The organism is Enterococcus sp. AZ188, from assembly GCF_050544075.1.
GTDB lineage: Bacteria > Bacillota > Bacilli > Lactobacillales > Enterococcaceae > Enterococcus_D > Enterococcus_D entomosocium.
This window is the reverse complement of record NZ_CP172943.1, coordinates 1,155,832-1,180,310: the sequence shown is the minus strand read 5'-3', so window position 1 is coordinate 1,180,310 and position 24,479 is coordinate 1,155,832. Positions and strand designations below refer to the sequence as shown.

At 42.6% G+C, this 24,479-nt stretch carries 20 protein-coding genes and 1 other annotated feature (1 of these 21 running past the window's edge); of the genes, 7 read left to right on the top strand and 13 right to left on the bottom strand.

Going from position 1 to position 24,479, the window contains the following annotated elements:
* Nucleotides 1-15 precede the first annotated feature (15 nt).
* Entirely contained in the window at nt 16-1,350 is a 1,335-nt protein-coding gene (locus IGI86_RS05520) for a serine hydrolase (RefSeq protein ID WP_016621251.1), read from the top strand.
* Between the two features lie 57 nt (nt 1,351-1,407).
* On the opposite strand, the gene IGI86_RS05515 is transcribed toward IGI86_RS05520, so the two are convergent.
* Complete coding sequence (locus IGI86_RS05515) at nt 1,408-1,920, bottom strand: GyrI-like domain-containing protein (protein WP_008381124.1); 513 nt, start codon at nt 1,918-1,920, stop codon at nt 1,408-1,410.
* Nucleotides 1,921-2,044: 124 nt separating this feature from the next.
* On the opposite strand from IGI86_RS05515, the gene IGI86_RS05510 reads away from it, so the two are divergent.
* Nucleotides 2,045-3,244, top strand: coding sequence for a YdcF family protein (locus IGI86_RS05510; RefSeq protein ID WP_008381122.1), 1,200 nt, complete (start codon nt 2,045-2,047; stop codon nt 3,242-3,244).
* A 48-nt stretch (nt 3,245-3,292) separates the two neighbouring features.
* Here IGI86_RS05510 and IGI86_RS05505 read toward each other — a convergent pair whose 3' ends face one another.
* Nucleotides 3,293-3,802 carry an HD domain-containing protein gene (locus tag IGI86_RS05505; RefSeq protein WP_005236965.1) on the bottom strand — a complete coding sequence of 170 codons (510 nt, stop codon included), beginning with the start codon at nt 3,800-3,802 and terminating at the stop codon, nt 3,293-3,295.
* Nucleotides 3,803-3,926: 124 nt separating this feature from the next.
* Nucleotides 3,927-4,688: a TrmH family RNA methyltransferase gene (locus IGI86_RS05500; RefSeq protein ID WP_194199422.1), complete on the bottom strand. Its 762-nt coding sequence runs from the start codon at nt 4,686-4,688 to the stop codon at nt 3,927-3,929.
* A 95-nt stretch (nt 4,689-4,783) separates the two neighbouring features.
* Here IGI86_RS05500 and IGI86_RS05495 point away from each other — a divergent pair, with 95 nt between their 5' ends.
* From IGI86_RS05495 to IGI86_RS05485, 3 genes are all read left to right on the top strand, one after another.
* The gene (locus IGI86_RS05495) at nt 4,784-5,062 is read left to right on the top strand and encodes an acylphosphatase (protein ID WP_005236969.1); all 279 of its coding nucleotides are present in this window, start codon (nt 4,784-4,786) and stop codon (nt 5,060-5,062) included.
* A gap of 124 nt (nt 5,063-5,186) precedes the next feature.
* The gene (yidC, locus tag IGI86_RS05490; protein ID WP_005236971.1) at nt 5,187-6,113 is read left to right on the top strand and encodes a membrane protein insertase YidC; all 927 of its coding nucleotides are present in this window, start codon (nt 5,187-5,189) and stop codon (nt 6,111-6,113) included.
* A 109-nt stretch (nt 6,114-6,222) separates the two neighbouring features.
* Nucleotides 6,223-7,164: an AEC family transporter gene (locus IGI86_RS05485; RefSeq protein ID WP_061053921.1), complete on the top strand. Its 942-nt coding sequence runs from the start codon at nt 6,223-6,225 to the stop codon at nt 7,162-7,164.
* A gap of 286 nt (nt 7,165-7,450) precedes the next feature.
* Here IGI86_RS05485 and IGI86_RS05480 read toward each other — a convergent pair whose 3' ends face one another.
* The 9 genes from IGI86_RS05480 to rpsB form a co-directional block, all read right to left on the bottom strand.
* Complete coding sequence (locus IGI86_RS05480; protein WP_005236975.1) at nt 7,451-11,800, bottom strand: PolC-type DNA polymerase III; 4,350 nt, start codon at nt 11,798-11,800, stop codon at nt 7,451-7,453.
* Between the two features lie 108 nt (nt 11,801-11,908).
* Complete coding sequence (locus IGI86_RS05475) at nt 11,909-13,618, bottom strand: proline--tRNA ligase (protein WP_008381112.1); 1,710 nt, start codon at nt 13,616-13,618, stop codon at nt 11,909-11,911.
* Nucleotides 13,619-13,687: 69 nt separating this feature from the next.
* Nucleotides 13,688-14,956 carry an RIP metalloprotease RseP gene (rseP, locus tag IGI86_RS05470; protein WP_194199421.1) on the bottom strand — a complete coding sequence of 423 codons (1,269 nt, stop codon included), beginning with the start codon at nt 14,954-14,956 and terminating at the stop codon, nt 13,688-13,690.
* A gap of 150 nt (nt 14,957-15,106) precedes the next feature.
* Nucleotides 15,107-15,913 (bottom strand): phosphatidate cytidylyltransferase, encoded by an 807-nt coding sequence (locus IGI86_RS05465; protein WP_005236992.1) that lies wholly within the window; start codon nt 15,911-15,913, stop codon nt 15,107-15,109.
* Nucleotides 15,910-16,710: an isoprenyl transferase gene (locus tag IGI86_RS05460; protein WP_005236994.1), complete on the bottom strand. Its 801-nt coding sequence runs from the start codon at nt 16,708-16,710 to the stop codon at nt 15,910-15,912. The genes IGI86_RS05465 and IGI86_RS05460 overlap by 4 nt, the downstream gene beginning before the upstream one ends.
* 191 nt (nt 16,711-16,901) lie before the next feature.
* Nucleotides 16,902-17,459: a ribosome recycling factor gene (frr, locus tag IGI86_RS05455; RefSeq protein ID WP_005229434.1), complete on the bottom strand. Its 558-nt coding sequence runs from the start codon at nt 17,457-17,459 to the stop codon at nt 16,902-16,904.
* A gap of 1 nt (nt 17,460) precedes the next feature.
* Nucleotides 17,461-18,183, bottom strand: a complete 723-nt coding sequence (gene pyrH / locus IGI86_RS05450) for a UMP kinase (RefSeq protein ID WP_005229433.1) — start codon at nt 18,181-18,183, stop codon at nt 17,461-17,463.
* A 147-nt stretch (nt 18,184-18,330) separates the two neighbouring features.
* The gene (gene tsf / locus IGI86_RS05445) at nt 18,331-19,212 is read right to left on the bottom strand and encodes a translation elongation factor Ts (RefSeq protein ID WP_005229432.1); all 882 of its coding nucleotides are present in this window, start codon (nt 19,210-19,212) and stop codon (nt 18,331-18,333) included.
* Nucleotides 19,213-19,321: 109 nt separating this feature from the next.
* A complete protein-coding gene (gene rpsB, locus IGI86_RS05440; protein WP_005229426.1) occupies nt 19,322-20,110 on the bottom strand; it encodes a 30S ribosomal protein S2 in 789 nt (262 codons plus the stop codon).
* 300 nt (nt 20,111-20,410) lie between these two features.
* Here rpsB and IGI86_RS05435 point away from each other — a divergent pair, with 300 nt between their 5' ends.
* Both IGI86_RS05435 and IGI86_RS05430 read left to right on the top strand, forming a co-directional pair.
* On the top strand, nt 20,411-20,881 hold the full coding sequence (locus tag IGI86_RS05435; RefSeq protein ID WP_016613165.1) for an arginine repressor: 471 nt from the start codon (nt 20,411-20,413) through the stop codon (nt 20,879-20,881).
* 184 nt (nt 20,882-21,065) lie between these two features.
* The gene (locus IGI86_RS05430; RefSeq protein ID WP_429972316.1) at nt 21,066-22,361 is read left to right on the top strand and encodes an ISL3-like element ISEfa11 family transposase; all 1,296 of its coding nucleotides are present in this window, start codon (nt 21,066-21,068) and stop codon (nt 22,359-22,361) included.
* A gap of 127 nt (nt 22,362-22,488) precedes the next feature.
* Here the strand turns inward: IGI86_RS05430 and argS are convergent, their stop codons facing one another.
* Nucleotides 22,489-24,180 carry an arginine--tRNA ligase gene (gene argS, locus IGI86_RS05425; RefSeq protein ID WP_430617787.1) on the bottom strand — a complete coding sequence of 564 codons (1,692 nt, stop codon included), beginning with the start codon at nt 24,178-24,180 and terminating at the stop codon, nt 22,489-22,491.
* Between the two features lie 127 nt (nt 24,181-24,307).
* Nucleotides 24,308-24,479: a binding site (T-box leader), on the bottom strand (it continues 22 nt past the right edge of the window).

Sequence of the window (24,479 nt, the reverse complement as noted above, 5' to 3'; positions counted from 1 at the left end):
GGAGCTACTACATATATGCAGAAAATAACCAAGTTCGGGTATTCCATCGTTGCTGCTTTGGCAATCCTCTTTGCTGCTGCCGGCTTACCCGTCGTTTCGTATGCTGATGATACAGCTATGAGCGCCGAAGAGATCCAAGATTTTTCAGTCGATGCAAAAGCCGCTTACTCCATTGATTTTGACACAGGCAAAGTGTTGTATGATCAAGATGGTGAGACCGCCATGGGCATCGCCTCCATCACCAAGATCATCAGTCTCTACCTTGTAGCTGAGCAAGTAGAGCAAGGAACCATCGCTTGGGATGATCCTGTCCCTATTTCAGATTATGCCGCGAATCTCAGCGTGTCGCCAAACTTATCGAATGTCCCTTTGCATCAAGACGTTACCTATACAGTAAAAGATTTGTATGATGCCAGTTATATCCAATCTGCAAATGCTGCAATCGTAGCGCTCGCGGAGCTGATTGCTGGGTCTGAAAGTGCCTTTGTTGATCAAATGCAAGAAAAAGTGCAATCATGGGGCATTACCGATGCAAAGATCGTTAATGCTTCTGGCTTGAACAATACTTATTTAGGGGACAATATCTATCCCGGGTCAACTTCCACTGACGAAAACGAACTATCCGCAAAAGATGTCGCCCTGATTGCTCGCCATTTGCTGCAAGACTTTCCAGACGTTTTAGAAGTAACAAGTCTTTCCACCAAACAATTTGGCGAAGGTTCCTATTCGCCTGTCGAGATGGTCAATTGGAACTGGATGCTTCCAGGTTTTACGAATACTAAAGATGGTGTTGACGGTCTTAAGACTGGTACGACAGATATGGCAGGCGCCTGCTTTGTCGGAACCGCCGTCAAGGATGGTCAACGAATTATCACCGTCGTGCTAAACGTTAATGGTCATGCGGAAAATCCAAGCGTACGTTTTATCGAAACAGGTCGGTTGATGGACTACTCCTTCGATGCTTGGGAACAAGTAGAAATTCTACCAGAAAATGCACAGTTAGAAGATACACAGACGGTGGCAGTCAAAGATGGGAAAGAATTGAGTGTTCCCGTTGCCTTAAATCAAGGTTTGACCTTATGGGTACGTGGAGATATGGATGCAACAGCCTTTGAAACAACCATTGACTTTAATGAGCATTATCGTGATTCTGCCCTGCAAGCGCCATTGACTGAGGGCACAGAAGTCGGTACTGTAAGTGCTTCGATTCCAGCTGATACGCTTGGTTATATTGATGCTTCTGATCATGACGAAACTGCAGGATTGGTCACAACACAAACGGTAGAAAAAGCCAACATCTTTGTTCGTGCTTGGCGCGGTGTGTCTACCTTTTTCGAGAATCTTTTTTAATCCAAACCAAAGAAAAAATCTGTCCTGAGCAAAGATTGCTTCTCGGACAGATTTTTTTTATTCTACCGTTTCCACCGTTGCTGCTGCCAAAGGCTCAACAGGGAAAAACAATTCAACTTCCCCTTCTTTAAAATGAGGAAGATATCTTTCTTGGATCGCTGCTGACAAGTGGACGTTATTTTCTGGTAAAACTTCCATCAACATTTTTTCAGTCATCATGGTCAAGTTTTTTTCATCCGTTTTTACAACGAGATAGGTCATTGCGGGCATTTCCCAACGGACCCAACCGACTGGAGGAAAATTTTCTGTATGGACTTGAACGCCTGCCAAATAACGGCCGGTTTCTTGCCAAGGCTCTAACCAATTAGTGCCATCACTCATTAAGCCCCAAAATTCCAGTTCTTCTGCCTTTTGATCGCTCACTAGAAATTCGATCTCTTCAAAATCCTTTGTTGCAAGTTCCCATAGCGCTGGTACCCAAGAAGCTCCTTCTTCCGCTAATCCCTTGCCTTCTTTTCCGATCACATAAAAAGCGGGCCGTTCAACACGAATCACTTCACCTAATTGCATGTTCCTTCCTCCTTCTTTTCTTCATTTTAGCGAATTGCAAGAAATTCAGCAACTTTGACCTTAGCAACAAGCAATTTTTGTCATTTTTCGGTATACTAGGTGTATCGTTAAAGGAGTGAAAAACATGGATTTTACGCAATTGCTGATTTTTGCCATCAGCTATTTGACGGGTGTGATCGTCGTTCAAAAGTGGCGCAAGAGTAAAGATGAGCCAGATATTTTCTTTTTTGAGTGCTGTTGGACGATTTTAGCCCTGCTGATTTATTTAGCCGTCTCAGAATTACGGACAGGCAGTTTCTTTATTCTAATACCAGTCGCCTTCGCCGGCCTTTTTTTATTTTCTTATCGGCGCAACAAGCACCGACTCGTAAATGGCTTGCTCTTTAATTTGTTTGTCTTAGCATTTGGTGGCTACCTAGTCATTAATCTATACCGAACACAAGATATTCTTGTAGGTGGTCTATTGGCTGTTTTGCTAGCGATCTTCTTTGCTGTATTATTATTCGGCTTAGCCATTCTCGTGGTCTTTCTTTACTGGAATTCCATTATTGTTTTACGAAGAGAGTCGCGATCAATCGCCAATCTATTGACCCTGATCTTAGCAGTGGTTTTGACCGTTTTATTATTTTCAGATACCCTTTTGCACTTTTTCCCAGATTGGATCCGAACCTTATTCGGCGTTGTTCCCCTAAGTCTGATGTATCTATTTGTGGTCTTTTTGAACTTTTTATCGATTTCAGTCATTTATCAGTTCAATCATCCTCGTTACAATCAAGATTTTATCATCGTCTTAGGAGCAGGTCTTTTGAATGGCACCACGGTCTCCCCTTTATTGGCCAAGCGTATCAATAAAGCAATCTCGTTCTACGAAGCGCAATTTAAAGCGAAAAAAACCGCTCCTCGGTTACTGATGTCAGGCGGCCAAGGAAGCGATGAAAAGCTGCCAGAAGCTGTCGCGATGAAAGAATATGCAGTTGCGCAAGGAGTGCCCGAAGGAGAGATTTTAGTAGAAACAAATTCCACGACTACTTATGAAAACATGAAGTTTTCGAAAGAAATCATGGATTCCTTAAAGCCAAATGGCTACAAAGTTATTTTTTCCTCCAACAATTACCATATTTTTCGTGCCGGTCTCTATGCAGATCAAGCACAACTTAAAGCGGATGGTATCGGAGCACCCACCGCCTTTTACTATTTACCAAATGCCTTCTTACGAGAATTCGTAGCGATCCTTTTTATGCACAAAAGACGACACTTAATGGTATTGATCACCTTACTGATCCTTTATGTAGGCGCAGCGATCCTCCAACTTATTTTTGGCTAAGCAAACAAAAAAAGTTCTTTGAACCGGCTGGTTCGAAGAACTTTTTTCTTATTGAATCGTACGATGTTTCTTCCAGAAACGTTGTTGCCATTTTTCTTTCATACTTTCTGTAAGTGGTTCTGATGCTTCTTTGATCGCACAATATTTGTCAACCATTGTGACAATATAGCTTTCTTTATAACGTGGCGGCGCAATCGTTGCTCCCCACATATGTTTCAAGATGATATCTTTTTCTAGATCACTTAGTTCAGTGATTTTTTCAGCATTTTTTACTGCAATTCGTGGATGCATATACGCATGGGTACCTTCATCAAACTTTGTGGTACGCCAGTCATAGTAGAATAAATCATGAAGGAGTCCTGCACGAGCTGTTGCACGAGCATCGCCGCCCCATTTCTTGGCCAATTTGTAACTATAATAAGAGACGCTGATCGAATGTTCCAAACGTGTGGAGTTCATATGCTGCACAAAGTTGGCTAATTTTTTTACAGCTTCTGTTTCTAACAGGTCAGCCACGTAAGACATATATTCGCTATCTTCTTGCCATTTTTCTGTCATAAATTTTTGTCTGCCACCTTTTTTTGATCTGCTTGATTGTTACAAGACAAAGTATAGCACCTATTCATCGAAGATTCTAGGTGAGGTGCAATAGATTCAAATAGTTTAACAGTTCCTTAAAAATCTAACTGACAGAAAAATACATCAAAATTCCGGCTGCAATGGCGACGTTCAATGATTCCGCCTGACCATAGATGGGAATATACACATTTTTGTCAGTCAAAGCCAACAGTTCTGGGTGAACCCCTTGTCCCTCGTTACCTAAAATGAAGGCAGCTGTTTGTTCTTTAGGAATCTCGGTATAAGGAACGGCTTCTTTATTTAATTCGGTGCCATAAATCGTCACGCCAGCTGAGCGTAGCTGCTTTAGAAATGGCGGGATCGCTCCTTCTAAAATCGGTAAATGATAGTTGCTTCCTTGCATGCTGCGCAAGACTTTTGTGCTGTAAAGATCTGCTGTTCCTTCGCCGAGAAACACCCCGCTAAATCCAGCAGCATCCGCTGTTCGAATCATGGTACCAACGTTCCCGGGATCTTGCACATTATCTAAAATCAACCAATTACCCGTCAGTGTCTGTAAGTTTTGCTCTTGCTTTTCCACCACGGCAAAAATTCCTTGTGGTGTTGGTAAATCAGAAAGCATCGCTGCGATCTCCTCTGTGATCAAATAGCTTTCTTCCTGATAATCATCGAGCTGCCCGTTGGCTTCACTTAACCCTCGCGGTGTCACCAACAACGCTTTGATAGGTACTTTGGCCTGCAGCGCTTCTTGCACTAAATGCCAGCCATCGATCAAATACGTATTGGTCTGTGTACGGTGTTTTTTTTGTGTTAGTTTTTTGATTTCCTTGATAAAGGTATTTTTTTTCGATTGAATTTCTTTCATGTGGTCACCTCGATTTATTATAGCATGAGTCAATCGATCTAACTTGTTCTTTTACTGAAAAAACGCTATCATTATAAGCAGAGGAGGGATTGTCCATGAAGAAACTACGAATCCATGTTCAAGGGCGTGTCCAAGGTGTCGGCTTTCGTTATACCACGAAAATGCTTGCCGATCAATTAGGGGTCACAGGATCTGTAAAAAATGAGGCAGATGGTTCTGTTTCGATTGAAGCGATGGGAGATGAAAAAATCATCGATGCCTTTGTTGCCGGAGTGAAAGATTCTCCTTCTCCCGCTGGAAAAGTGAACCAAATCGACATCCAACCAGACGATACCATTAAAGAACGTACTAGCTTTGATGTAGTCTATTATTGATAATTGAATGTTTTCTAAGTCGAAAGATTGATTTTTCAATGAATTTCTCTTTGTACATTGAAATAGTCGGTCTTTTTTAGTATAGTTATTTTTGTCTAAATTTATTGTGAAGAGGAAGAATAGAATGTCTAAAATGAATAAATGGCTGCTTTCATCAGGATTATTTGGCCTGTTATTAGCATTATCAGGCTGTGTCAGTACCAATGCTGATGGTACGCCGAAAGAAACAGGAATGATTTATCGCTTTTTGGTGAAACCTTTAGGTGATATGATCACGATGCTCGTTGAAAACTTCAACTGGTCTTACGGCTGGGCGATCATCGCCGTAACGATCGTTGTCCGCGTCATTATCTTACCATTAGGGATCCATCAGTCTCGAAAAACGATGATTCAAAGTGAAAAAATGCAGTTTCTGAAACCTCAAGTGGATATTGCGCAAGCCAATTTGAAGAAAGCAACCACTCGGGAAGAACAAATGCAAGCGCAAGCGGAGATGCAAAAAATCTATTCTGAAAACAACGTCAGTATGTTTGGCGGTATCGGTTGTTTGCCTTTACTGATTCAGATGCCGATCTTCTCTGCCCTCTACTTCACCGCCCGTTACACACAAGGAATCCAAAACTCTGAGTTCTTTGGCGTATCATTAGGTGACCCCAGCATCCTCTTTGTGGCGATTGCTGGTATTTCCTACCTGGCACAAGGATACATCTCAACCATTGGGATTCCGGAAGAACAGAAAAAAACGATGAAAACCATGTTGATCGTTTCTCCATTGATGATCGTTTTCATGTCAATGAGTGCACCAGCTGGTGTGACGCTTTATTGGGTAGTCGGTGGGGTCTTCAGTTGTATCCAAACATTTATCACGAATGTCATCATGAAACCAAAAATTCGTGCCCAAGTCGAAGCAGAAATGAAAGCCAATCCGCCAAAAACGGTGGTTACGCCTCGCAAAGATGTAACTCCTGAAAAAACAGAAGCTGTCAAAAAAGCGTTGAACACGACAAAGCCTAATGGAAAAGGTCGTAACGCAGGCAAGCAGCAACGTTAGTAATTCTTGACCAAATTGCTCAATGAGTGGTTTGGTTTTTTGTTGTTTTCAAATGGGAATCAGTTGCTTCTTCTTCTGCCTTTCGCTATAGTAAATGAGAGGTGAGCACATGTTTCAAGCATATATCAATATTTTTGTCATTTTCAGTCTCATGTTTATCGGTTATTGGTTGTCTTACAAACAATGGTTTTCTAATCGAACCGCCGATACGTTTTCAAAATTGGTATTAAATGTCTCATTACCAGCCAATATGTTTTTAACGATTATTAAAAATTTTACGAAAGATGAATTTCTTTCATTGGTTTCGGGGATGATCATCCCATTACTTTCCATGATGATCACTTACTTCGCTGGTTATTTATGGCGACGTTTCGCGCAAATTGAAGCCAAACACCAAGGCGCATTTTCCGCCATGTTTACCTTTTCCAATACGATCTTCATCGGCTTACCGATCAATTTAGCTATTTTTGGTGAAAAAGCCGTTCCTTATGTGTTGTTGTACTATATTGTAAATACGACATTATTTTGGACCATCGGTATTTTTGAGTTAGCAAAAGACAATCCTGATTTTGGTGAAGCCCGGATTTCCTTTCATCCATTGGTCATGCTAAAAAAGATTTTTTCACCAGCCTTGATTGGTTTCATCATCGGTTTAATCTGGATGCTATTCACCTTACCGCTGCCCTCATTTGTTGATGGCCTTGGAAGCTATCTAGCAGATTTGACGACACCCTTATCAATGTTTATTATCGGAATCATCGTCTACTTTGGGGGACTCAAAAATTTGCGAATGACGAAAGACATTGTCGGTGTTTTGTTTGGTCGTTTCGTTCTTTCGCCCCTCGTTGTGTGGCTGTTAAGCAGAATCATCCCTGTTCCTGAATTGATGCTTTCTGTGTTTATTATTCAAGCCTCTATGCCCGTCCAAAACTCTGTCCCGATCCTTGTACGAAACTACCAAGGGGATGAAGAATTTGCAACTTCATGTCTAGGCTATTCCGTCTTACTGTACATGGTGTATTTGCCTGTTTTGCTTTTTTTCTTTTTTTAGCTATTTAACGAACTTTGTCGAAAAATACTCGTTACCAAAGGCATTCGCTTCTTTCGGTAACGAGTATTTTTCTCCTCTTTGTATGGTAAAGGTTCGATTGATTCGCTACCAAGGCTGGGCCCCTATGATTTCCCACAATAGACCACGATCTTTCTGATTTTCGTCAGATTGTGGCTGCTTAGATCGATTTCACAAACAAGACAAAAAAGCACATCATGCAGAAACTAGCTATACTAGCCATTATGATGATGTGCTTATTTTTTATCTTAAGTGAACAGCCGGTGGTTTACAACATATCAAACAACGACAACTGATTTTCATCAGGTAAATCTTTTAGAACACCGTTATCCGTCATGTATTCAATCAAAGTCTTAGAAACTTTCCCGCGATTGGCGAGATCTTCTTTCGATAAGAAAGGACCATTTTTCCGTGCTTCCACGATTTGTTTCGCTACGTTTAGTCCCAAACTCGGCACTGCTCGAAATGGTGCGATCAATTTTTTTCCGTCGATCACGAAGTTTTCCGCATCCGATTTATACAGATCGATCATCCCAAATTCATAACCGCGCTCTAACATTTCATTGGCTAACTCCAGAACGGTTAACAGATTCTTTTCTTTCGTTGACGCATCCAATCCTTTGTCAGTGATTTCTTGCATCCGTTCTTTTACGGCGTCTTTTCCTTTTGACATGGCAATCAAATCAAAATCATCCGCCCGGACAGAGAAATAAGCACAGTAATAGAGAATTGGGAAGTACACTTTAAAGTAAGCCACCCGCAACGCCATCAAAACATACGCCGCCGCATGGGCTTTCGGGAACATATACTTGATCTTCGAACAAGAATCGATATACCATTCAGGGACATTGTTCTCCCGCATCGCTTGCAAGTAAGTGTCCCGCAAGTCGTCAGGGATCTTGTTCCATTGCCCTTTACGAACCGTCTCCATGATTTTAAAGGCCATCCCGTCATCTAAGCCAGCATGGATCAAGTACACCATGATATCATCCCGACAGCCGATTACTTCTGCTAGACTGGCATCTCCGCGACGAATCAGTTCTTCGGCATTGCCCAACCATACATCGGTACCATGGGAAAGACCAGAGATCTGCAAAAGCTCTGCAAACGTCGATGGATGGGTTTGATCCAACATCCCCCGCACAAATCGGGTCCCAAATTCTGGGATGCCTAATGTACCTGTTTTGGAGTAGATCTGCTCTTCAGTCACACCTAGCACGTCCGTACCACCAAAAATACGCATCACTTCCGGATCATCCGTGGGGATCGTTTTAGGATCGATTCCTGATAAATCCTGCAGCATCCGAATCACCGTTGGGTCATCGTGTCCCAGGATATCCAGTTTTAAAATATTGTCATGAATGGAATGGAAATCAAAGTGGGTCGTTTTCCATTCTGAATTTTGATCATCTGCTGGGTATTGAATCGGCGTGAAATCATAGACATCCATATAGTCTGGAATAACGATGATTCCCCCCGGATGCTGACCAGTTGTCCGTTTGACGCCAGTTGCACCCTTAGCCAATCGATCGACTTCAGCTGCTCGATAATGGAGATTATGATCGCGCTCAAAGCCTTTTACGAAACCGAAGGCTGTTTTATCGGCTACTGTACCGATTGTTCCGGCACGATAGACATATTCTTCGCCGAAGAGCACTTTCGTATAGTTATGGGCCTCTGGCTGATATTCCCCAGAGAAGTTCAAATCGATATCGGGGACTTTATCGCCATGGAAACCAAGGAAGGTTTCAAAAGGAATATCATGGCCATCTTTGTTCAGACGTGTGCCGCATTTTGGACATTTTTTCTCTGGCATATCATAACCAGAACCATACGAGCCGTCTTCGTAAAACTCAGAATACTGGCAATCGGGACAATAATAATGAGGGGCTAATGGATTGACCTCAGTGATCCCAGTCATCGTTGCTACGAAACTAGAACCGACTGATCCCCGTGACCCTACTAAGTAGCCGTCTTGATTGCTTTTATGAACCAGTTTTTGTGAGATCAAATAGATCACGGAAAACCCATTCCCAATGATCGAATCAAGCTCTTTTTTCAAACGTTTTTCCACAATTTCTGGTAATGGATCACCGTATAGCTCTTTGGCACGGTTGTAACTCAAGTCGGTGATCTCTTGTTCAGATCCGGGAATCTTTGGTGTATACAGATCATCTTTTACCGGAATGACTTTTTCACAGAGATCAGCGATTTTATTTGGGTTCGTCACCACAATTTCTTTCGCTACTTCCGGACCTAAAAACTGAAAGGCGGTCAGCATCTCATCGGTTGTTCGGAAGTGTACATCCGGTAAACTATGTCGATTCAAGGGATTGGCGCCCCCCATCGAATTGATCAAGACCTTACGATAAATGGCATCTTCTTCGTTCAGGTAGTGGGCATTCCCAGTAGCAACAACGATTTTCCCTAACTCCTCACCCATTTGGATCAAATTCCGAATAATGTCTTCTAGGTCTTTTTCGCTTTTCACGAGCTCCGTTTCTAGGAGATGGGCATAAACTGCTTTGGGCATGACTTCGATATAGTCATAAAACTTAGCAAGTTCCCGCGCTGCATCAACCCCTTTTTGCATCATTGCGACAAAGACTTCCCCTTTATCACAAGCGGTTCCGACTAACAATCCTTCCCGCAATTTCACCAATTCTGAGCGCGGGATCCGCGGGACTTTATCATGGAAGTACTTCACATTCGACATCGAGATCAGCTTGAATAAATTCTTCAATCCCGCCTGTGTTCGGGCTAAGATCGTGGCATGAAAAGGCCGAGCTGCTTTATAGGAGTTCTCGCCCCCAACGTGTCGGTTCAAATCTTCGTGCAGCAGCATGTCATGTTTTTCCATCGCTTCTTTGACAAAGATCCACGCTAAATGACCGGTTGCCTCGGCATCGTAGATCGCTCGGTGATGTTGCTCCAAACTAACGCCGAATTTTTTGGAAAGGACACCTAAACCGAATCGCTTAAACTCTGGATACAAATAACGAGCGAGTTCCAATGTATCAATGACGGGATTTTCTGCTTCTGGAATACCGTATTTTCGATAACTTGTATTTAAGAAGCCCATATCAAATGACGCATTGTGGGCAACTAGAATGGCTCCTTCAGAAAACTCACGGAACAAACGTAAGACTTCTTCTTCCGATTTTGACCCCCGAACCATTTCATCGGTGATCCCCGTCAATTCTACGGTCGTTCGTGATAAAGGATGGCCAGGATCGATGAATTCATCAAAGGAGCCTTCCACGTTGCCTTTATGCATCCGCACAGCGGCCAATTCAATGATGGTGTCGTACACTGCAGACAATCCGGTGGTCTCCACGTCAAACACGATATAAGTGGCATCAGTCAGTGGGACAGGCTTCGGATTATAGGCAACCGCTACCCCGTCATCCACGATATTGGCTTCCACACCGTAAAGAATTTTTACCCCGGCTTTTTCTCCGGCGTGATGGGCATCAGGAAACCCTTGTGCGCCGCCATGATCGGTGATCGCAATCGCCTTATGGCCCCACTTGCCAGCTTGAGCGACAAAGTCTGCCACATTGTTGGTTGCATCCATCGTACTCATATTGGAATGCAGGTGAAGTTCGACCCGTTTTTCGCCTTCAGGTGCATAATCTTTGCGGGCCTCGTGTTTGACTTCCAGCAAATCTTGCGCATTCATAACGAGATCTCGCATAAAAGTATCTTCTTGAACACTACCACGCACTTTGACCCAACTACCTTTAGCAATGGCATCAAAGACTTGTTCATCTTTTTCATTATTGGAGAATTTTTTCACACTAAACGACGACGTATAGTCGGTGATTTTCAAAATCAAAATCTTCCGTTTTGAACGCAATTCTCGAACTTCTTTATCAAAGACATACCCTTGGATCGTAACTCTGCGTTCTTCCTCAATGATATTGATCATCGGTGTCACAGGTTCATCGGCAGGAATATTACGTCCCAAGGCAATTGGTCCGTCAAATTCGACTGTTTTGACTTCTTTTTTGCGTTGCTCGTGGGCCATTAAGTTCTCAGCGGCTTGCAATTGGAAGGCTGCCGTTTGTTCTTCTTTTCGTGCTTCAAGTTCTTTCAAGGCTGCCTCAGCCTGTTCTTTGTCTAGCTGCGGCAAGATCCGAAATTTTTGAAACCCGAAAGTCCCATAATTTTCCTCAATGATCGGTAAGTACTGTTGCTGCAAAATCGTGATGACCGCATCATTGTTGACGGGTAAAATCACTTTGTTCTCTTGAATCATAGGCATTTGATTTTTAATCACTTGATGAACTAACGGCCGATCACAATTTTGATTGGCTAACGCTAATGGCCAGTATTCTTGAATGAACTGCTCATCGAAGGAACCATCTTGAGCTTCAATGACAATGCGAACTTCCGCGATCTCTTTAAACGCTAGTTCAATGTGTTGTTTAAAGGATTGATACACCATCACCGGTAATAAACGTTCAAATTGGAAATAAAACGTCCACGCTTTTGATTGTCGATGCACGGTTACTTGTCTGATTTGGGCAGTCTGCATCAACGGATGCTGCCGAAGATTTGGGGCAGCTGCAATTTGGTCTAATAATATCTCAAAGGTCTCTCTTTCTTTTGACAATTGAAGATCCTCCTTTTCTCAGTACTCACTAGTATACCTCTTTTTGTCTTCACTTTCATTAAAAAATCGAGAAAGGATTTCCTCTCTCGATCTACCATTTGTTCCGATTTATTCTTGGTTGGCTAATAAAATCGTCAAGGTCGAAGCGACTTCTTCTTTCCTCACTTCAACGGTTGCGCCAGTATGCTTGATTTTGATCTCCACGATGCCTTCTACGGCTTTTTTACCGATGGTCAAGCGAATCGGACAACCAATCAAATCGGCATCTGCAAATTTGACCCCTGCACGTTCATTGCGGTCATCCACCAATACTTGATAGCCGACTTGGTTCATCATTTCTTCTACTTCTTCACTTAAGGCATTTTGATAGCTATCTTCAATCGACGTTTGGATGATATGCACATCAAATGGGGCAATTTCTTGGGGCCAATCGATCCCAAACTCATTGCCGTATTGTTCGACGATTGTTGAAAGCAGCCGAGAAACGCCCAGACCATAACAGCCCATGATGATTGGTTGTTCATCGCCATTTTCATCGACAACCGTCGCTTCTTGGGCCTCGCTGTACTTGGTTCCTAACTTGAAGATATGCCCAACTTCGATTCCTCGCGTAAAGGTTAAGGTTCCTTTTCCATCTGGGGAAGGATCGCCTTCTTGAACCAAGCGAAAATCGGCAAAGGCTAGTGGTTGAAAATCACGGCCTACATTTGCATTGAGAAAATAGCTCTGTTTTTCTGCCGCTGGGACGATCAGATTCGCCATATCTTGGACATGCTGATCCGCATACAATTGGATCGAATCAGCAAGCTCAATGGGGCTGCGAAGTTGTGTGTCACTGGTCAGATAGGACTCGGCTTCTTCAGCAGTCAGGACCTTCACTTGATCAGCCGCTAAAAAATGCTTGATTTTTGTTTCATTGAGACTGTGATCACCTCGAAGCAATACCATAATGACTTGCTCGTCAACGAGCAGCAAAAATACTTGAACGATTTTTTGCAAATCCGTATCGTGTGTTTTCGCCAGTTCCTCTAACGATAATGATTCTTTATGAACGACTTTTTGTAACTCTAAGTAGGTCTCATGAGATTTTTTAGCGATATACTGACTAGTTGCTAGTTTCCAATTGGCGACATAGTCGCTTTCAGTCGAATAACAGATCAGCTCTTCGCCGATTCCAGACAATGCCAAAAACTCTTTTGAATCTCGGCCACCCATCAAGCCATTATCCCCGACCACTGCCCGATACTCGATCCCACAGCGTTTCAATATGGCATGGTAAGCCATTTCGTAGCGATTATAGGTTTGATCTAAGCTGGCTTCATCGGCGTGAAAAGAATAGCCATCTTGCATGATAAATTCACGGCTGCGAATCAATCCAAAACGCGGCCGCTGTTCGTCCCGATATTTCGTTTGGATCTGATATAAGCTCAAAGGCAGCCGCTTATAAGACGTGATCTCGTTTTTGATCAATGTCGTGAACGGCTCTTCGTGAGTGGGCCCTAAAACGATCTCTCGTTCGTTTCGATCCGTCAACCGATACAAAGACTCACCATACAATGAGGCCCGTCCAGACTCCTTCCATGGTTCATACGGAAGCAAAGAAGGCATCGCCATCTCCACAGCATCGATTTCTGCCAGCTCCTCACGAATGACCCGTTTGATCTTTTCTAACACCCTTTGAGCTAATGGCAAGTAGACATAGATGCCTGCCGCCACTTGTCGAATATACCCTGCCCTAACTAACAGTTGATGACTTAACGTCTCCGCATCGCTGGGGGTTTCCCTCAATGTCGGAATCAAACATTTTGACTGTTTCATTTTTTTCTCCTTTGCTACAAAAAATCATGTTCACCCGATCAACAATTGATTTGCTTGTGCGTCTTATTTTTAAAAGAAGAAACGTTGGATATCATTCCAGGTAACGAGAACCATCAGCAGCATCAAAAACCCAAACCCAATCAGGGTAATGATGCCTTCTTTTTCTTGACTGATTGGCTTGCCTCGCACACCTTCTAAAATATTTAAAACCAGTTTCCCACCATCTAATCCAGGAATCGGCAATAAATTAAAGATCCCCAAATTGATGGAAATCATCGCCATCATGGCGATCACCGTTGTGACACCTTGCGATGCGGCTTGAGAAGACAGTTGGAAAATCGCTACCGGTCCGCCCAATTTATTGATATCTGGTTGGGCGATCAAGTTGCCGACTGCTCTAAAAATAACCAGCGAATTGTCAATGGTCGTTTGTAAGCCACCCAGTAAGATGTCTCCGATCCCAGTTTTTAACGAAGCCGTGATCCCTAAGAAACCGATCGTGGTCTCCCCTGATTCTTGACTCGCAGGAGTTGCTGTCAAATCAAGTGTTTCCGCTCCTCGTTTGACTTCTAGAGTAATCTGAGTAGCTGGGTACTTTTGGATCTCTGTCGTCAATTCTGACCAGTTGGAAACATCGACGCCTTCAACTGCTAGGATTTCGTCGCCATTTTGCAGCCCGGCTTCAGCAGCCGGGGTTCCTGCTTCGATTCCTGTCACGACGGTTGCATCTTGATTCGCGACACCACCTTGCGCAAACACCAACCCAGTGAATAAAACCAAGGATAAAATAAAGTTATTCATCGGTCCTGCAAAATTCGTCAGCATTCGTTGCCACAGCTTTGCAGACTGGAATTGAACGTCTTTTGGTGCGATCCGAACTTCAACGCCATCTTCATGAATGATCGTTGCGTCATGATCCACAGCGTACGTAACCGCTTCTTGTTCATTGCCGTTGATGAAGCCAGTGATCGTCAACTTCTCCTCCAAGTCAAAGTCGGTCACTTCCATGGGGATCGCTTGCGGCAATTGGATCTTTTTGCTTGTATTGATTTTGATGACTCTGCCAGTTGCATCTTGAACCAAGGAGACTGGCATGCCAGGCGTTAATTCAGTCTCATCTTCGCCCCAGCCTGCCATTTGGACATACCCGCCTAATGGCAGCATCCGAATCGTGTAGGTCGTCCCATCTTTCGCTTGATGCGCGAACAATTTAGGCCCCATACCGATGGCAAACTCTCTTACTAAAATACCTGCCCGTTTTGCAAAGAAGTAGTGTCCAAATTCGTGAATCACTACCACCACGGAAAAGATAATGATAAATACAAGTATCGTTTTCATGCTCGTTCCTCTCTTTCACAGCATCCCTCTCATTCAGGGCAGCCTTTCCTTATTTTATCACACCGGTTCCCGTTGAGGAACTCACATTCCCGTTGTAACAAGAATTTAAAAAAAGAAGCGCAAGCCAAGCCTGCACTTCTTAAAAATTTTCTAAAAGACACCGAATAAATACATGATTGGAAACACAAACAACATGCTGTCGAAGCGATCTAAGATTCCTCCGTGACCTGGCAGGATATTCCCTGAATCCTTCACGCCATAGTGACGTTTGATCGCGGATTCCACTAAATCACCAAATTGCCCAGCGATCGAAAAGAGGACCGTCAATAAAATCATGATGGCACTACCGTGTCCAAAATAATCTTTCCCAGGAAATGCTAATAGATACAAACCAGCTACGACCACCGCAGCAGCAATCCCGCCTAGGGCCCCTTCGATGGTTTTATTAGGAGAAATCTCCGGCCATAATTTTCGTTGGCCGTAACGCCGTCCCACCATGTAAGCCCCAATATCCGTTGCCCACACGATAAACAGCCCGAAAACTAAAACAACTAATCCATCCGTTGCTGACCGTGCCGTCAAGAAACGTTCAAACCCGACACCGGTATATAAGCTAACGATCACCGGAAACCCAGCTTCATCGATGGTATACGTATTTTTCGAAATAACCGCGATCCCTAGTAACAAAAGAACGATCAGATAGTACAAGGCACTTTTATCTGTCCCCTCTGGCAAAAAGAAAAACCAGCGTTCTTGAGGCAAAACTAAGATCACCGCTCCGAGGATTGAAAGAATTCCTTCAAAACTGAAAATAGCTAGTCCTTTCATCCGAAATAATTCATAAACACCAATTCCTGCCATTGCTGCTGCCAGCAATTCGACGGCAATACCGCCAACATAAATAATTGGCAGGAAAAAGGCTAATGCGACGACCGCAGTGATTACACGTTGTCTCACTCTTCTTCCTCCTCTGTTTTCAAACCGCCAAAACGCCGGTTTCGTTGTTGAAAGCTCCCAATCGCGTCCTCTAATAACGCAGCATCGAAATCAGGCCAGAGCGCCTTCGTAAAGAATAACTCGCTGTATGCAATCTGCCATAACAAGAAATTACTGACACGTTCCTCACCACTCGTTCGAATCACCAATTCAGGATCCCGCAAAGGGCTTGGTAAAAAACCAGTCATCAAATGCGTCCCCAGCATGTCTTCCGTGAGCTCTGGTAGGGCTTCGCCGGAAGCCGAGAGTTCTTCATAAAGCGCTTGGACAGCTGTCAAAATTTCTGCGCGGCTGCCATAATTCAAAGCAAAATTCAAGATCATTCCCGTATTGTCTTTGGTTTGGTCGATCGCTCGCTTGACCGCTTCTTGCGTGTGTAGGGGTAAAGAATCCGTGAACCCCATCACTTTGACTTGAACATTTTCTTTGATTAGCTCAGGAACAAAGGTGTCGAAAAAGTCGACTGGTAGTTGCATCAAAAAGTCTACTTCCTCGTTCGGCCGTTTCCAATTCTCTGTAGAAAATGCATAAAGCGTCAATACCTTCACACCTAAGTGTGAAGCGTGTTTCGTGATTTTCTTTACCGTCTCCATGCCTTCTTTGTGGCCAGCTACTCTTGGCAAGCGCCGATTTTGCGCCCATCTGCCGTTACCATCCATAATGATCGCGATGTGTTGGGGAATCGGCAGTGATGGATCAAATTCATGTTCAGCCGCTTCTTTGATATATTTGTCTTTTTGTGGAAAAAAACGCAGCATCGTATTCGCTCCTCTTCCAATTCTTGAAATTCATCTTTTACATTATAACAATAATCAGATTTCTTGCCTATGAAAACCAAGAAAAGATTTCCATATTAAGAAAAAACAAAAAAACAGCTGTCATATTCAAGTACATGAGCTAGTTTCGCCCATAAAAAAAGAGCCGCTGAAGCGACTCTTCGTCATTCCTTTTAAACTTCAAGTAATTCTTGTTCTTTTTCAGCTGCGATGGCATCGATTTCTTTGATGCTGTTATCTGTAGCAGTCTGCACTTCTTTTTCAGATTCCCGCAAATCATCTTCTGTGATGTCGCCAGCTTTTTCTTGTTTCTTGTAAGCTTCCATGGCATCCCGACGAATGTTACGGACGGCGATTTTCGCATTTTCAGCTTCTTTTTTCACGTCTTTTGCTAATTCTTTACGGCGTTCTTCCGTTAATTGAGGAATCACCAAACGAATCACTGTTCCGTCATTGGCAGGCGTGATACCAATATCACTTTGCATGATGGCTTTTTCAACTTCTTGGATCATTGTTTTGTCAAAAGGTGTGATCATCAAAATTCTTGCTTCTGGAATCGTAATTGAAGCCATTTGGTTCAAGGGTGTTGGTACACCATAGTAAGTAACCATTACGCGGTCTAAGATGCTCGCGTTCGCGCGGCCAGCACGGATTTGTCCTAGTTCCCGCTGCAAGTTTTCTGCTGCTTTTTTCATTTTGTCTTTTGCTTCTGTTAAAATTTTGTCAGCCATGTTATTTCCCCCTTACTGTCGTTCCAATATGTTCACCTAAAATGGCGCGGCGAATGTTTCCATGCTCATTCAAGTTGAATACGACTAATGGAATATCGTTGTCCATACTTAATGAACTTGCGGTTGAATCCATTACTTGCAATCCTTTGGAAATGACTTCTAAATGAGTCAATTCTTCAAATTTCACAGCACTTTGATCCGTTTTAGGATCTGCTGAGTAGACGCCATCAACATTGTTTTTTGCCATCAAAATGACATCGGCGTTGATTTCAGCTGCCCGTAAGGCTGCGGTCGTATCAGTTGAGAAATAAGGATTCCCGGTTCCGCCAGCAAAAATGACGACCCGTCCTTTTTCTAAGTGGCGTTCTGCTCTACGACGAATATAAGGCTCAGCGATTTGACGCATCTCGATTGAAGTTTGGACACGCGTTGGTACACCAGCGTTTTCTAGTGTATCTTGTAATGCTAAAGCATTCATCACAGTCGCTAGCATGCCCATGTAATCAGCTTGGGCTCTTTCCATCCCCATTTGCGCACCGATTTGTCCACGCCAAATGTTTCCGCCGCCGACCACGATCGCCATCTGTACACCTAATTCGTGGACTTCCTTGATCTCTTTAACGATCTCCTGGATGGTCGGTGGTTTGATCCCAAAGCCTTCGTCACCCGCTAATGCTTCACCACTTAATTTTAATACAACACGTTGATATTTTGGTTTGCCCATCATGATTCCTCCGTACATTCTCCAATACTATTGTAGCATATTGGTGCTCTTTCGTTGAAAATTATCTACACTATTTCTTCAAAAACCGTTTTTGCTTAAAAAAAGGGAGCGCACTTCCATGCGTTCCCATCTGTTCGAGGAACAGAATTATTTTTTCACTTGGCTCATTACTTCTTCAACGAAGTTGTCTTCGCGTTTTTCGATACCTTCGCCGACTTCAAAGCGGACAAAAGATTTCACAGTTGCGCCTTTTGATGCAACATATTTTTCAACTGTCATATCTGGGTCTTTAACGAATGGTTGGTCAACCAAAGCGATTTCTGCTTTAAATTTCTTCAAGCGTCCTTCAACCATTTTTTCAACGATGTTCGCTGGTTTGCCTTCGTTCAATGCTTGTTCTGTCAAGACTTGTTTTTCATGATCCAATTCTTCTTGAGAGATTTGTGCTTCGTTCACGTAGCGAGGGTTGATCGCTGCAACGTGCATTGCAACATCTTTCGCAACTGATTCGTCAGTTGTTCCTTCAAGAACAGTCAACACCGCAATACGTCCGCCCATGTGTAGGTAACCGCCGAAAGCAGCATTGTCATCTTTTTCAACAACTTCAAAACGACGGAAGCTGATTTTTTCTCCGATTACTTGTGTTGCTTCGATCAACGCAGCATCCATTGTGCCTTTAGAGGTTTCTAATTTTAAAGCAGCATCCATATCAGCTGGTTTGTTCGCTGCGATTACTTCAGCGATTTCTTTTACTAAGTCTTGGAACATTTCGTTTTTAGAAACGAAGTCAGTTTCTGAGTTCACTTCAACGATTGCTGCTGTGTTGCCGTTGATTGCTACAGATGCTAAACCTTCAGCAGCAATACGGTCGTTTTTCTTCGCAGCTTTTGCCATACCTTTTTCACGTAATAAGTCAACGGCTTTTTCGATGTCGCCTTCTACTTCAACTAATGCACGTTTTGCGTCCATCATTCCTACACCAGTCATATCGCGTAATTCTTTTACTAATTTAGCTGTTACTTCTGCCATTTTTGTTTCCTCCTAAATGTTTTTAAACAAGATTGCTTGTCTTTAAAAAAAGCTGTTTCAAAGGAGAGTGAGGCTTGGCGCCTAGCCTTTGAAACAGCTCCATCATTTATTATTCAGCTGATGCGTTGTCGCCTTCGACAACATCAACGATTTCTTCGATTGAAGTTGCGTTTTCTGTTGATTCAGCAGCAAAATCTTCTTCTGCTACTTGGTCTTCGCCTTGGTTACCTTCGATGAAAGCATCTGCCATTTTCGCAGTGATCAATTTAACGGCACGAATAGCGTCATCATTTGATGGGATAACAACATCGATTTCGTCTGGATCACAGTTTGTATCGACCATCGCTACGATCGGGATATTTAATTTGCGTGCTTCTTGAATCGCGATACGTTCTTTACGTGGGTCAACAACGTACATTACATCTGGAATTCTTGGCATATCAGCAATACCGCCTAAGAATTTTTCAAGACGTTCGCGCTCTTTGTTCAAGCCAACGACTTCTTTTTTAGGAAGAACAGCAAATGTACCATCTTCTTCCATTTTGTTGATTTGTTTCAAACGAGCAACACGTTTTTGGATTGTTTCCCAGTTTGTCAATGTTCCACCTAACCAACGATGGTTAACATAGTATTGACCTGAACGGATTGCTTCTTCTTTGATTGCTTCTTGTGCTTGTTTTTTAGTACCTACGAACAATGCAACGCCGCCTTCTTCAGCAACATTTTTCATGTAGTCGTAAGCTGCGTCTACTAATTTCACTGTTTTTTGCAAATCAATGATGTAGATGCCGTTTCTTTCTGTGAAGATATATTTCTTCATTTTTGGGTTCCAGCGACGAGTTTGGTGACCAAAGTGTACGCCGGCTTCTAGTAATTGTTTCATTGAGATTACTGCCATGTTGTGTTTCCTCCAATTTGGTTTTTTATTTTCCTCTCTTGCTCTTTTACTCCTTGAAGAACTGAATCGATCAGCACCGCTTCGCAGATGGAACAAGATGTGGGATTGACGTGAAAAACTCACGCCTTAAACAGTATACAGTAGCTAAAAAAGAAATGCAACTGATTCAAATGAAAAACTACGATTCGCGATCCAGCTTTTTTTAACACTCTAAATCTTTTCTTATAATATCTAGGTTTTTTCGGCGTTATCTGCTATGATAAGGCTGACTTAATCAATCATGCTTAAAGGAGTTTACCTATGCGAAAAGCTGATCGCCATTTACTTATTAGACAAATCATTACTGAACATACTGTACGCACGCAAGAAGAATTATTGCATCAATTGGAAGCCCAAGGCGTCTCCGCCACGCAAGCGACTATTTCTCGCGATATTCGTGATTTGAAAATCGTGAAAGTGCCCGATGAGTCAGGTCAGACAAAGTTTGTCATTTTTCAAGGAATGCAAGCTTCTGAGGATGAAAAAGAAGAAGAGCAGCGTTTGATACAGATGATCGAAGACGTTGTCACTAAAGTAGATCGTGTGCAATTCATGACCTTGATCCATACCGTTGCGGACAATGCGCCTTTGCTTTCGGCAGCGATCGATGAAGTGACCATGCCAGAAAAAGTTTGCTCGTTGGCGGGCTTTGATACAGTAGCGGTGATTTCCCGCAGCGACGAAGACGCTGAAACTTTTTATCAATTTATCAGAAACCACGCGGTCTTATAGCGCAAAAACAGCTATAGGATCTAGCTGCATTCTTCACTACAAAAAAGCGGCTCTATAATTTATGGGACTGATGAATCAGAATTGATTCTTCAGTCCCATTTTCATTTTAGGTATTAAAAAACATATCGTTCTCTAGTATGATTAAATCACCACAAAATAAACAACTGAGAGGACGATATGCTATATGAATGATTCTATCAAAAAAATGCTGAGAATAATAGAGAAAGATTTGATGATTATAGAGGTCTCTTACGAGACCCTTCAGAAGAAAAAGACGTTGGTCGTCGATGCTGTTCTCTCGCCTACTCCTCGTGCTTGTAGAAGTTGTGGTTCTACTGTGGTAGATGGAAACGGGAAAGCAATTATAGTGAAAAATGGGAAGAAGGAAACGATTGTCCGTTTTGAACAATACAATCATATGCCTTTGGTTATGCGCCTAAAAAAGCAGCGCTATACCTGTAAAAACTGCCGAACCCATTGGACTGCTCAAAGTTATTTTGTCCAACCCAGACATTCAATCGCAAATCATGTTAGATATAAAATTGCTTCTTTACTGACTGAAAAAGTATCTTTATCTTTTATTGCGAAAAGCTGTCAGGTATCTTTGACCACCGTTATTCGTACATTGAAAGAGTTTAAAAGCTATTTACCAAAGCAATCTAAGAAGATTCTCCCCAGAGTATTGATGGTTGATGAATTTCGTTCGCATGCTTCCATAGAAGATAAAATGAGCTTTATTTGCGCAGATGGCGAAACAGGAAAATTAATAGATGTTTTGCCTACGCGTAAATTACCTCGATTAACAAGCTATTTCTTAGGTTGTACCAATCCAGAAGAAGTAGAATTCTTGGTGACAGACATGAACGCCGCCTACTTCCAGCTCACCAAACGTGTTCTGCCAAATGCGAAAGTAGTGATTGATCGGTTTCATATTGTCAAACACATGAATCAAGCGTTCAATGAGTTGCGTATCCGTGAAATGAATGAACTTCGTAAAGCGGGACAGAAAAGCCAGGCAGAAAAACTGAAAAAGAACTGGCGCTTTTTGCTAAAAAATCGTGCAAACATCAACCATTATGAATACAAAACATGGAAAAGTTTCCGAGCACCAAAATACCCATTTCTTACTGAAGCAATGATGATTGATCGATTGCTTGAGTTTTCTACGCCCCTGAAGGAGGCGTACCCCTTTTTTCATGAATTAGTTGAAGCCTTTCGAGACAAAGACCCTGACTTATTTTTCTGCATATTGGCAGAACTTCCCGAAACGTTAGATGACGGCTTTCGGGAGAAGCTTCAAAACCTTCTGACTTATGAAGAAGGCATCACCAACGCAATGATCTATCCTTATTCCAATGGAAAAATAGAAGCGAAGAATACCCACATAAAGACAATGAAACGAGTATCCTACGGATTTAAATCATTCGAGAACATGAGAATTAGAATCTTTTTGATCAATCAATTAATCAATGTAAGATAACAAAAAATCTGAGCCAGAATGTGGTTCATTCTGACCCAGATTTGATTTTGCACAACTCATCAGTCCTTATTGACAAAGAGCCAAAAAAGCTGTGCCCTTGTCGAAACAAGAAGCACAGCTTTTTTTGTTACATTTTGTCGGGTGCGTGTAAACCAAGCAACCGTAAATCTTCTTTCAATAGAGTAGTTACTGCATAAACAAGAGCTAGACGTGCGTCTTTTTCCGTATCTTCGGCTAAGATTTTGACATTGGCATAATACTTGTTAAAGGCTTGTGCCAACTTGATGGCATGTTTGGCAATGACGGATGGTTCATATTTTTCCGCCGCTTGCATGACCGTTTCTGGGTAGCGCTGAATCAATTTGATAACTTCCCAGCTCTCAGCGTCTGCCAACGCCAGACTGCTGACAGCAGCGGGATCAAAGTTGGCTTTTTCAAGAATGCTCATGGCACGGGCATGAGAGTATTGCACGTATGGTCCGGTCTCTCCTTCAAAACGGACGACTTCTTCTAGCGTAAAGTCGAAATTATTCAATCGGTCATTTTTCAAATCGTGGAAAACGACTGCCCCGACACCGACTTGTTTTGCTACTTCTTCTTTGTTTTCAAGTGTTGGGTTCTTTTCAGTGATTTGTTCTTTCGCTAAATCGATCGCTTCATTCAATACTTCTTCCAAAAGAACAATCTTGCCTTTTCTTGTAGACAGTTTTTTCCCATCTTTGGTGATCAACCCAAATGGTACGTGGGTCATATCATCTGCCCACTCAAAGCCCATTTCCTTCAAAACAGCTTTTAATTGTTTGAAGTGATAACTTTGTTCATTCCCTACCACGTACAATGATTTTGCAAAATTGTAGGTCCGTTTGCGGTAAAGCGCTGCAGCCATATCCCGTGTGATGTAAAGGGTCGCACCATCGGACTTACGGATCAACGCCGGATTTAAGTCATAGGCAGCCAAATCAACGATTTCTGCCCCTTGGTCTTCTTTTAGCAAGTGTTTTTCTTCTAATAATTCCACGACTTCTGTCATTTTATCATTATAGAAAGCTTCGCCATTCAATGAATCAAAGGAAACTTCCAACATATCATAGATTTTATTGAATTCTTTTAATGATTCATCACGAAACCATTGCCACAAATCCATTGCTTCTTGGTCACCATCTTCTAGTTTCTTGAACCAAGCTCTCGCATCATCTTCTAATTGCTTATCTGTCTCGGCTGCTTCATGAAAATCAACATACAAACGTAATAGTTCGTTGATTGGTTCCGCTTTGACCGCTTCTTCTGACCCCCACTTCTTATAGGCAACGATCAATTTCCCAAATTGTGTGCCCCAGTCGCCTAAATGGTTGATGCGAATTGGCTGATAACCGATTTTTTCTAAAATAAAGCCGATCGAGTTACCAATCACAGTGGAACGCAAATGCCCCATTGAGATGGGTTTGGCAATATTTGGTGAAGACATATCGATCGGTACTGCTTGCTGATTGCCGATGGTTTGATCGCCAAAATGATTTTTTTCTTTGAGAACCAGCTCTAAGACATGGGCAGAGATTGCTTTTTTATCCATAAAGAAGTTTAAATACGGACCGACCACTTCAATTTTTTCAAAAGACGCTTGATCGATTTTTTCTGCTAAGTCTGCGGCAATTTGCTGCGGCGCTTTCCGATAGACTTTTGCTAGCGAGAAGGCTGGGAATGCCACATCCCCATGGTCGGCTGACTTTGGATTTTCCAGTAATTGCTGAACTTGTTCGATCGATAGATCTTCTTTTACTACTTGATGGATCGCTTGTGCGACGATTTCTTTGTTATTCATAGTATCCCTCCTATAATGACTGAACCCATTTTTTGATGAAACGTTGTTTGAAGCAAGCAAACAGTTGTATGTTTTTCATGCAAGAAATGATTGATAAAAACAAAAAAGCCTCTAGCGCATAACTTGCACTAGAGACGAGATTTCCCGCGGTACCACTCTGATTGTCCTTTTCGGACCCACTTTTTTCTGATAACGGCAGAATTCCGTTTGCTTAGCAAATTCTCACAAGTGCGTTTCACAATCTGATCAATTCGGCTTCCACCACCCCGAACTCGCTAACTGATACTCGAATCGCTACT

Excerpts from the sequence above, each read along its gene's own strand:
- pyrH (WP_005229433.1), bottom strand. The coding sequence starts at position 18,183 with ATGGGCAAACCAAAATATCAACGTGTTGTATTAAAATTAAGTGGTGAA.
- rpsB (WP_005229426.1), bottom strand. The coding sequence starts at position 20,110 with ATGGCAGTAATCTCAATGAAACAATTACTAGAAGCCGGCGTACACTTT.
- yidC (WP_005236971.1), top strand. The coding sequence starts at position 5,187 with ATGTCTAAAATGAATAAATGGCTGCTTTCATCAGGATTATTTGGCCTG.
- IGI86_RS05430 (WP_429972316.1), top strand. The coding sequence starts at position 21,066 with ATGAATGATTCTATCAAAAAAATGCTGAGAATAATAGAGAAAGATTTG.
- tsf (WP_005229432.1), bottom strand. The coding sequence starts at position 19,212 with ATGGCAGAAGTAACAGCTAAATTAGTAAAAGAATTACGCGATATGACT.
- IGI86_RS05515 (WP_008381124.1), bottom strand. The coding sequence starts at position 1,920 with ATGCAATTAGGTGAAGTGATTCGTGTTGAACGGCCCGCTTTTTATGTG.
- IGI86_RS05500 (WP_194199422.1), bottom strand. The coding sequence starts at position 4,688 with ATGAAAGAAATTCAATCGAAAAAAAATACCTTTATCAAGGAAATCAAA.
- rseP (WP_194199421.1), bottom strand. The coding sequence starts at position 14,956 with ATGAAAACGATACTTGTATTTATCATTATCTTTTCCGTGGTGGTAGTG.
- IGI86_RS05460 (WP_005236994.1), bottom strand. The coding sequence starts at position 16,710 with ATGCTGCGTTTTTTTCCACAAAAAGACAAATATATCAAAGAAGCGGCT.
- IGI86_RS05510 (WP_008381122.1), top strand. The coding sequence starts at position 2,045 with ATGGATTTTACGCAATTGCTGATTTTTGCCATCAGCTATTTGACGGGT.
- IGI86_RS05505 (WP_005236965.1), bottom strand. The coding sequence starts at position 3,802 with ATGACAGAAAAATGGCAAGAAGATAGCGAATATATGTCTTACGTGGCT.
- IGI86_RS05435 (WP_016613165.1), top strand. The coding sequence starts at position 20,411 with ATGCGAAAAGCTGATCGCCATTTACTTATTAGACAAATCATTACTGAA.
- IGI86_RS05475 (WP_008381112.1), bottom strand. The coding sequence starts at position 13,618 with ATGAAACAGTCAAAATGTTTGATTCCGACATTGAGGGAAACCCCCAGC.
- argS (WP_430617787.1), bottom strand. The coding sequence starts at position 24,180 with ATGAATAACAAAGAAATCGTCGCACAAGCGATCCATCAAGTAGTAAAA.
- frr (WP_005229434.1), bottom strand. The coding sequence starts at position 17,459 with ATGGCTGACAAAATTTTAACAGAAGCAAAAGACAAAATGAAAAAAGCA.
- IGI86_RS05485 (WP_061053921.1), top strand. The coding sequence starts at position 6,223 with ATGTTTCAAGCATATATCAATATTTTTGTCATTTTCAGTCTCATGTTT.
- IGI86_RS05520 (WP_016621251.1), top strand. The coding sequence starts at position 16 with ATGCAGAAAATAACCAAGTTCGGGTATTCCATCGTTGCTGCTTTGGCA.
- IGI86_RS05495 (WP_005236969.1), top strand. The coding sequence starts at position 4,784 with ATGAAGAAACTACGAATCCATGTTCAAGGGCGTGTCCAAGGTGTCGGC.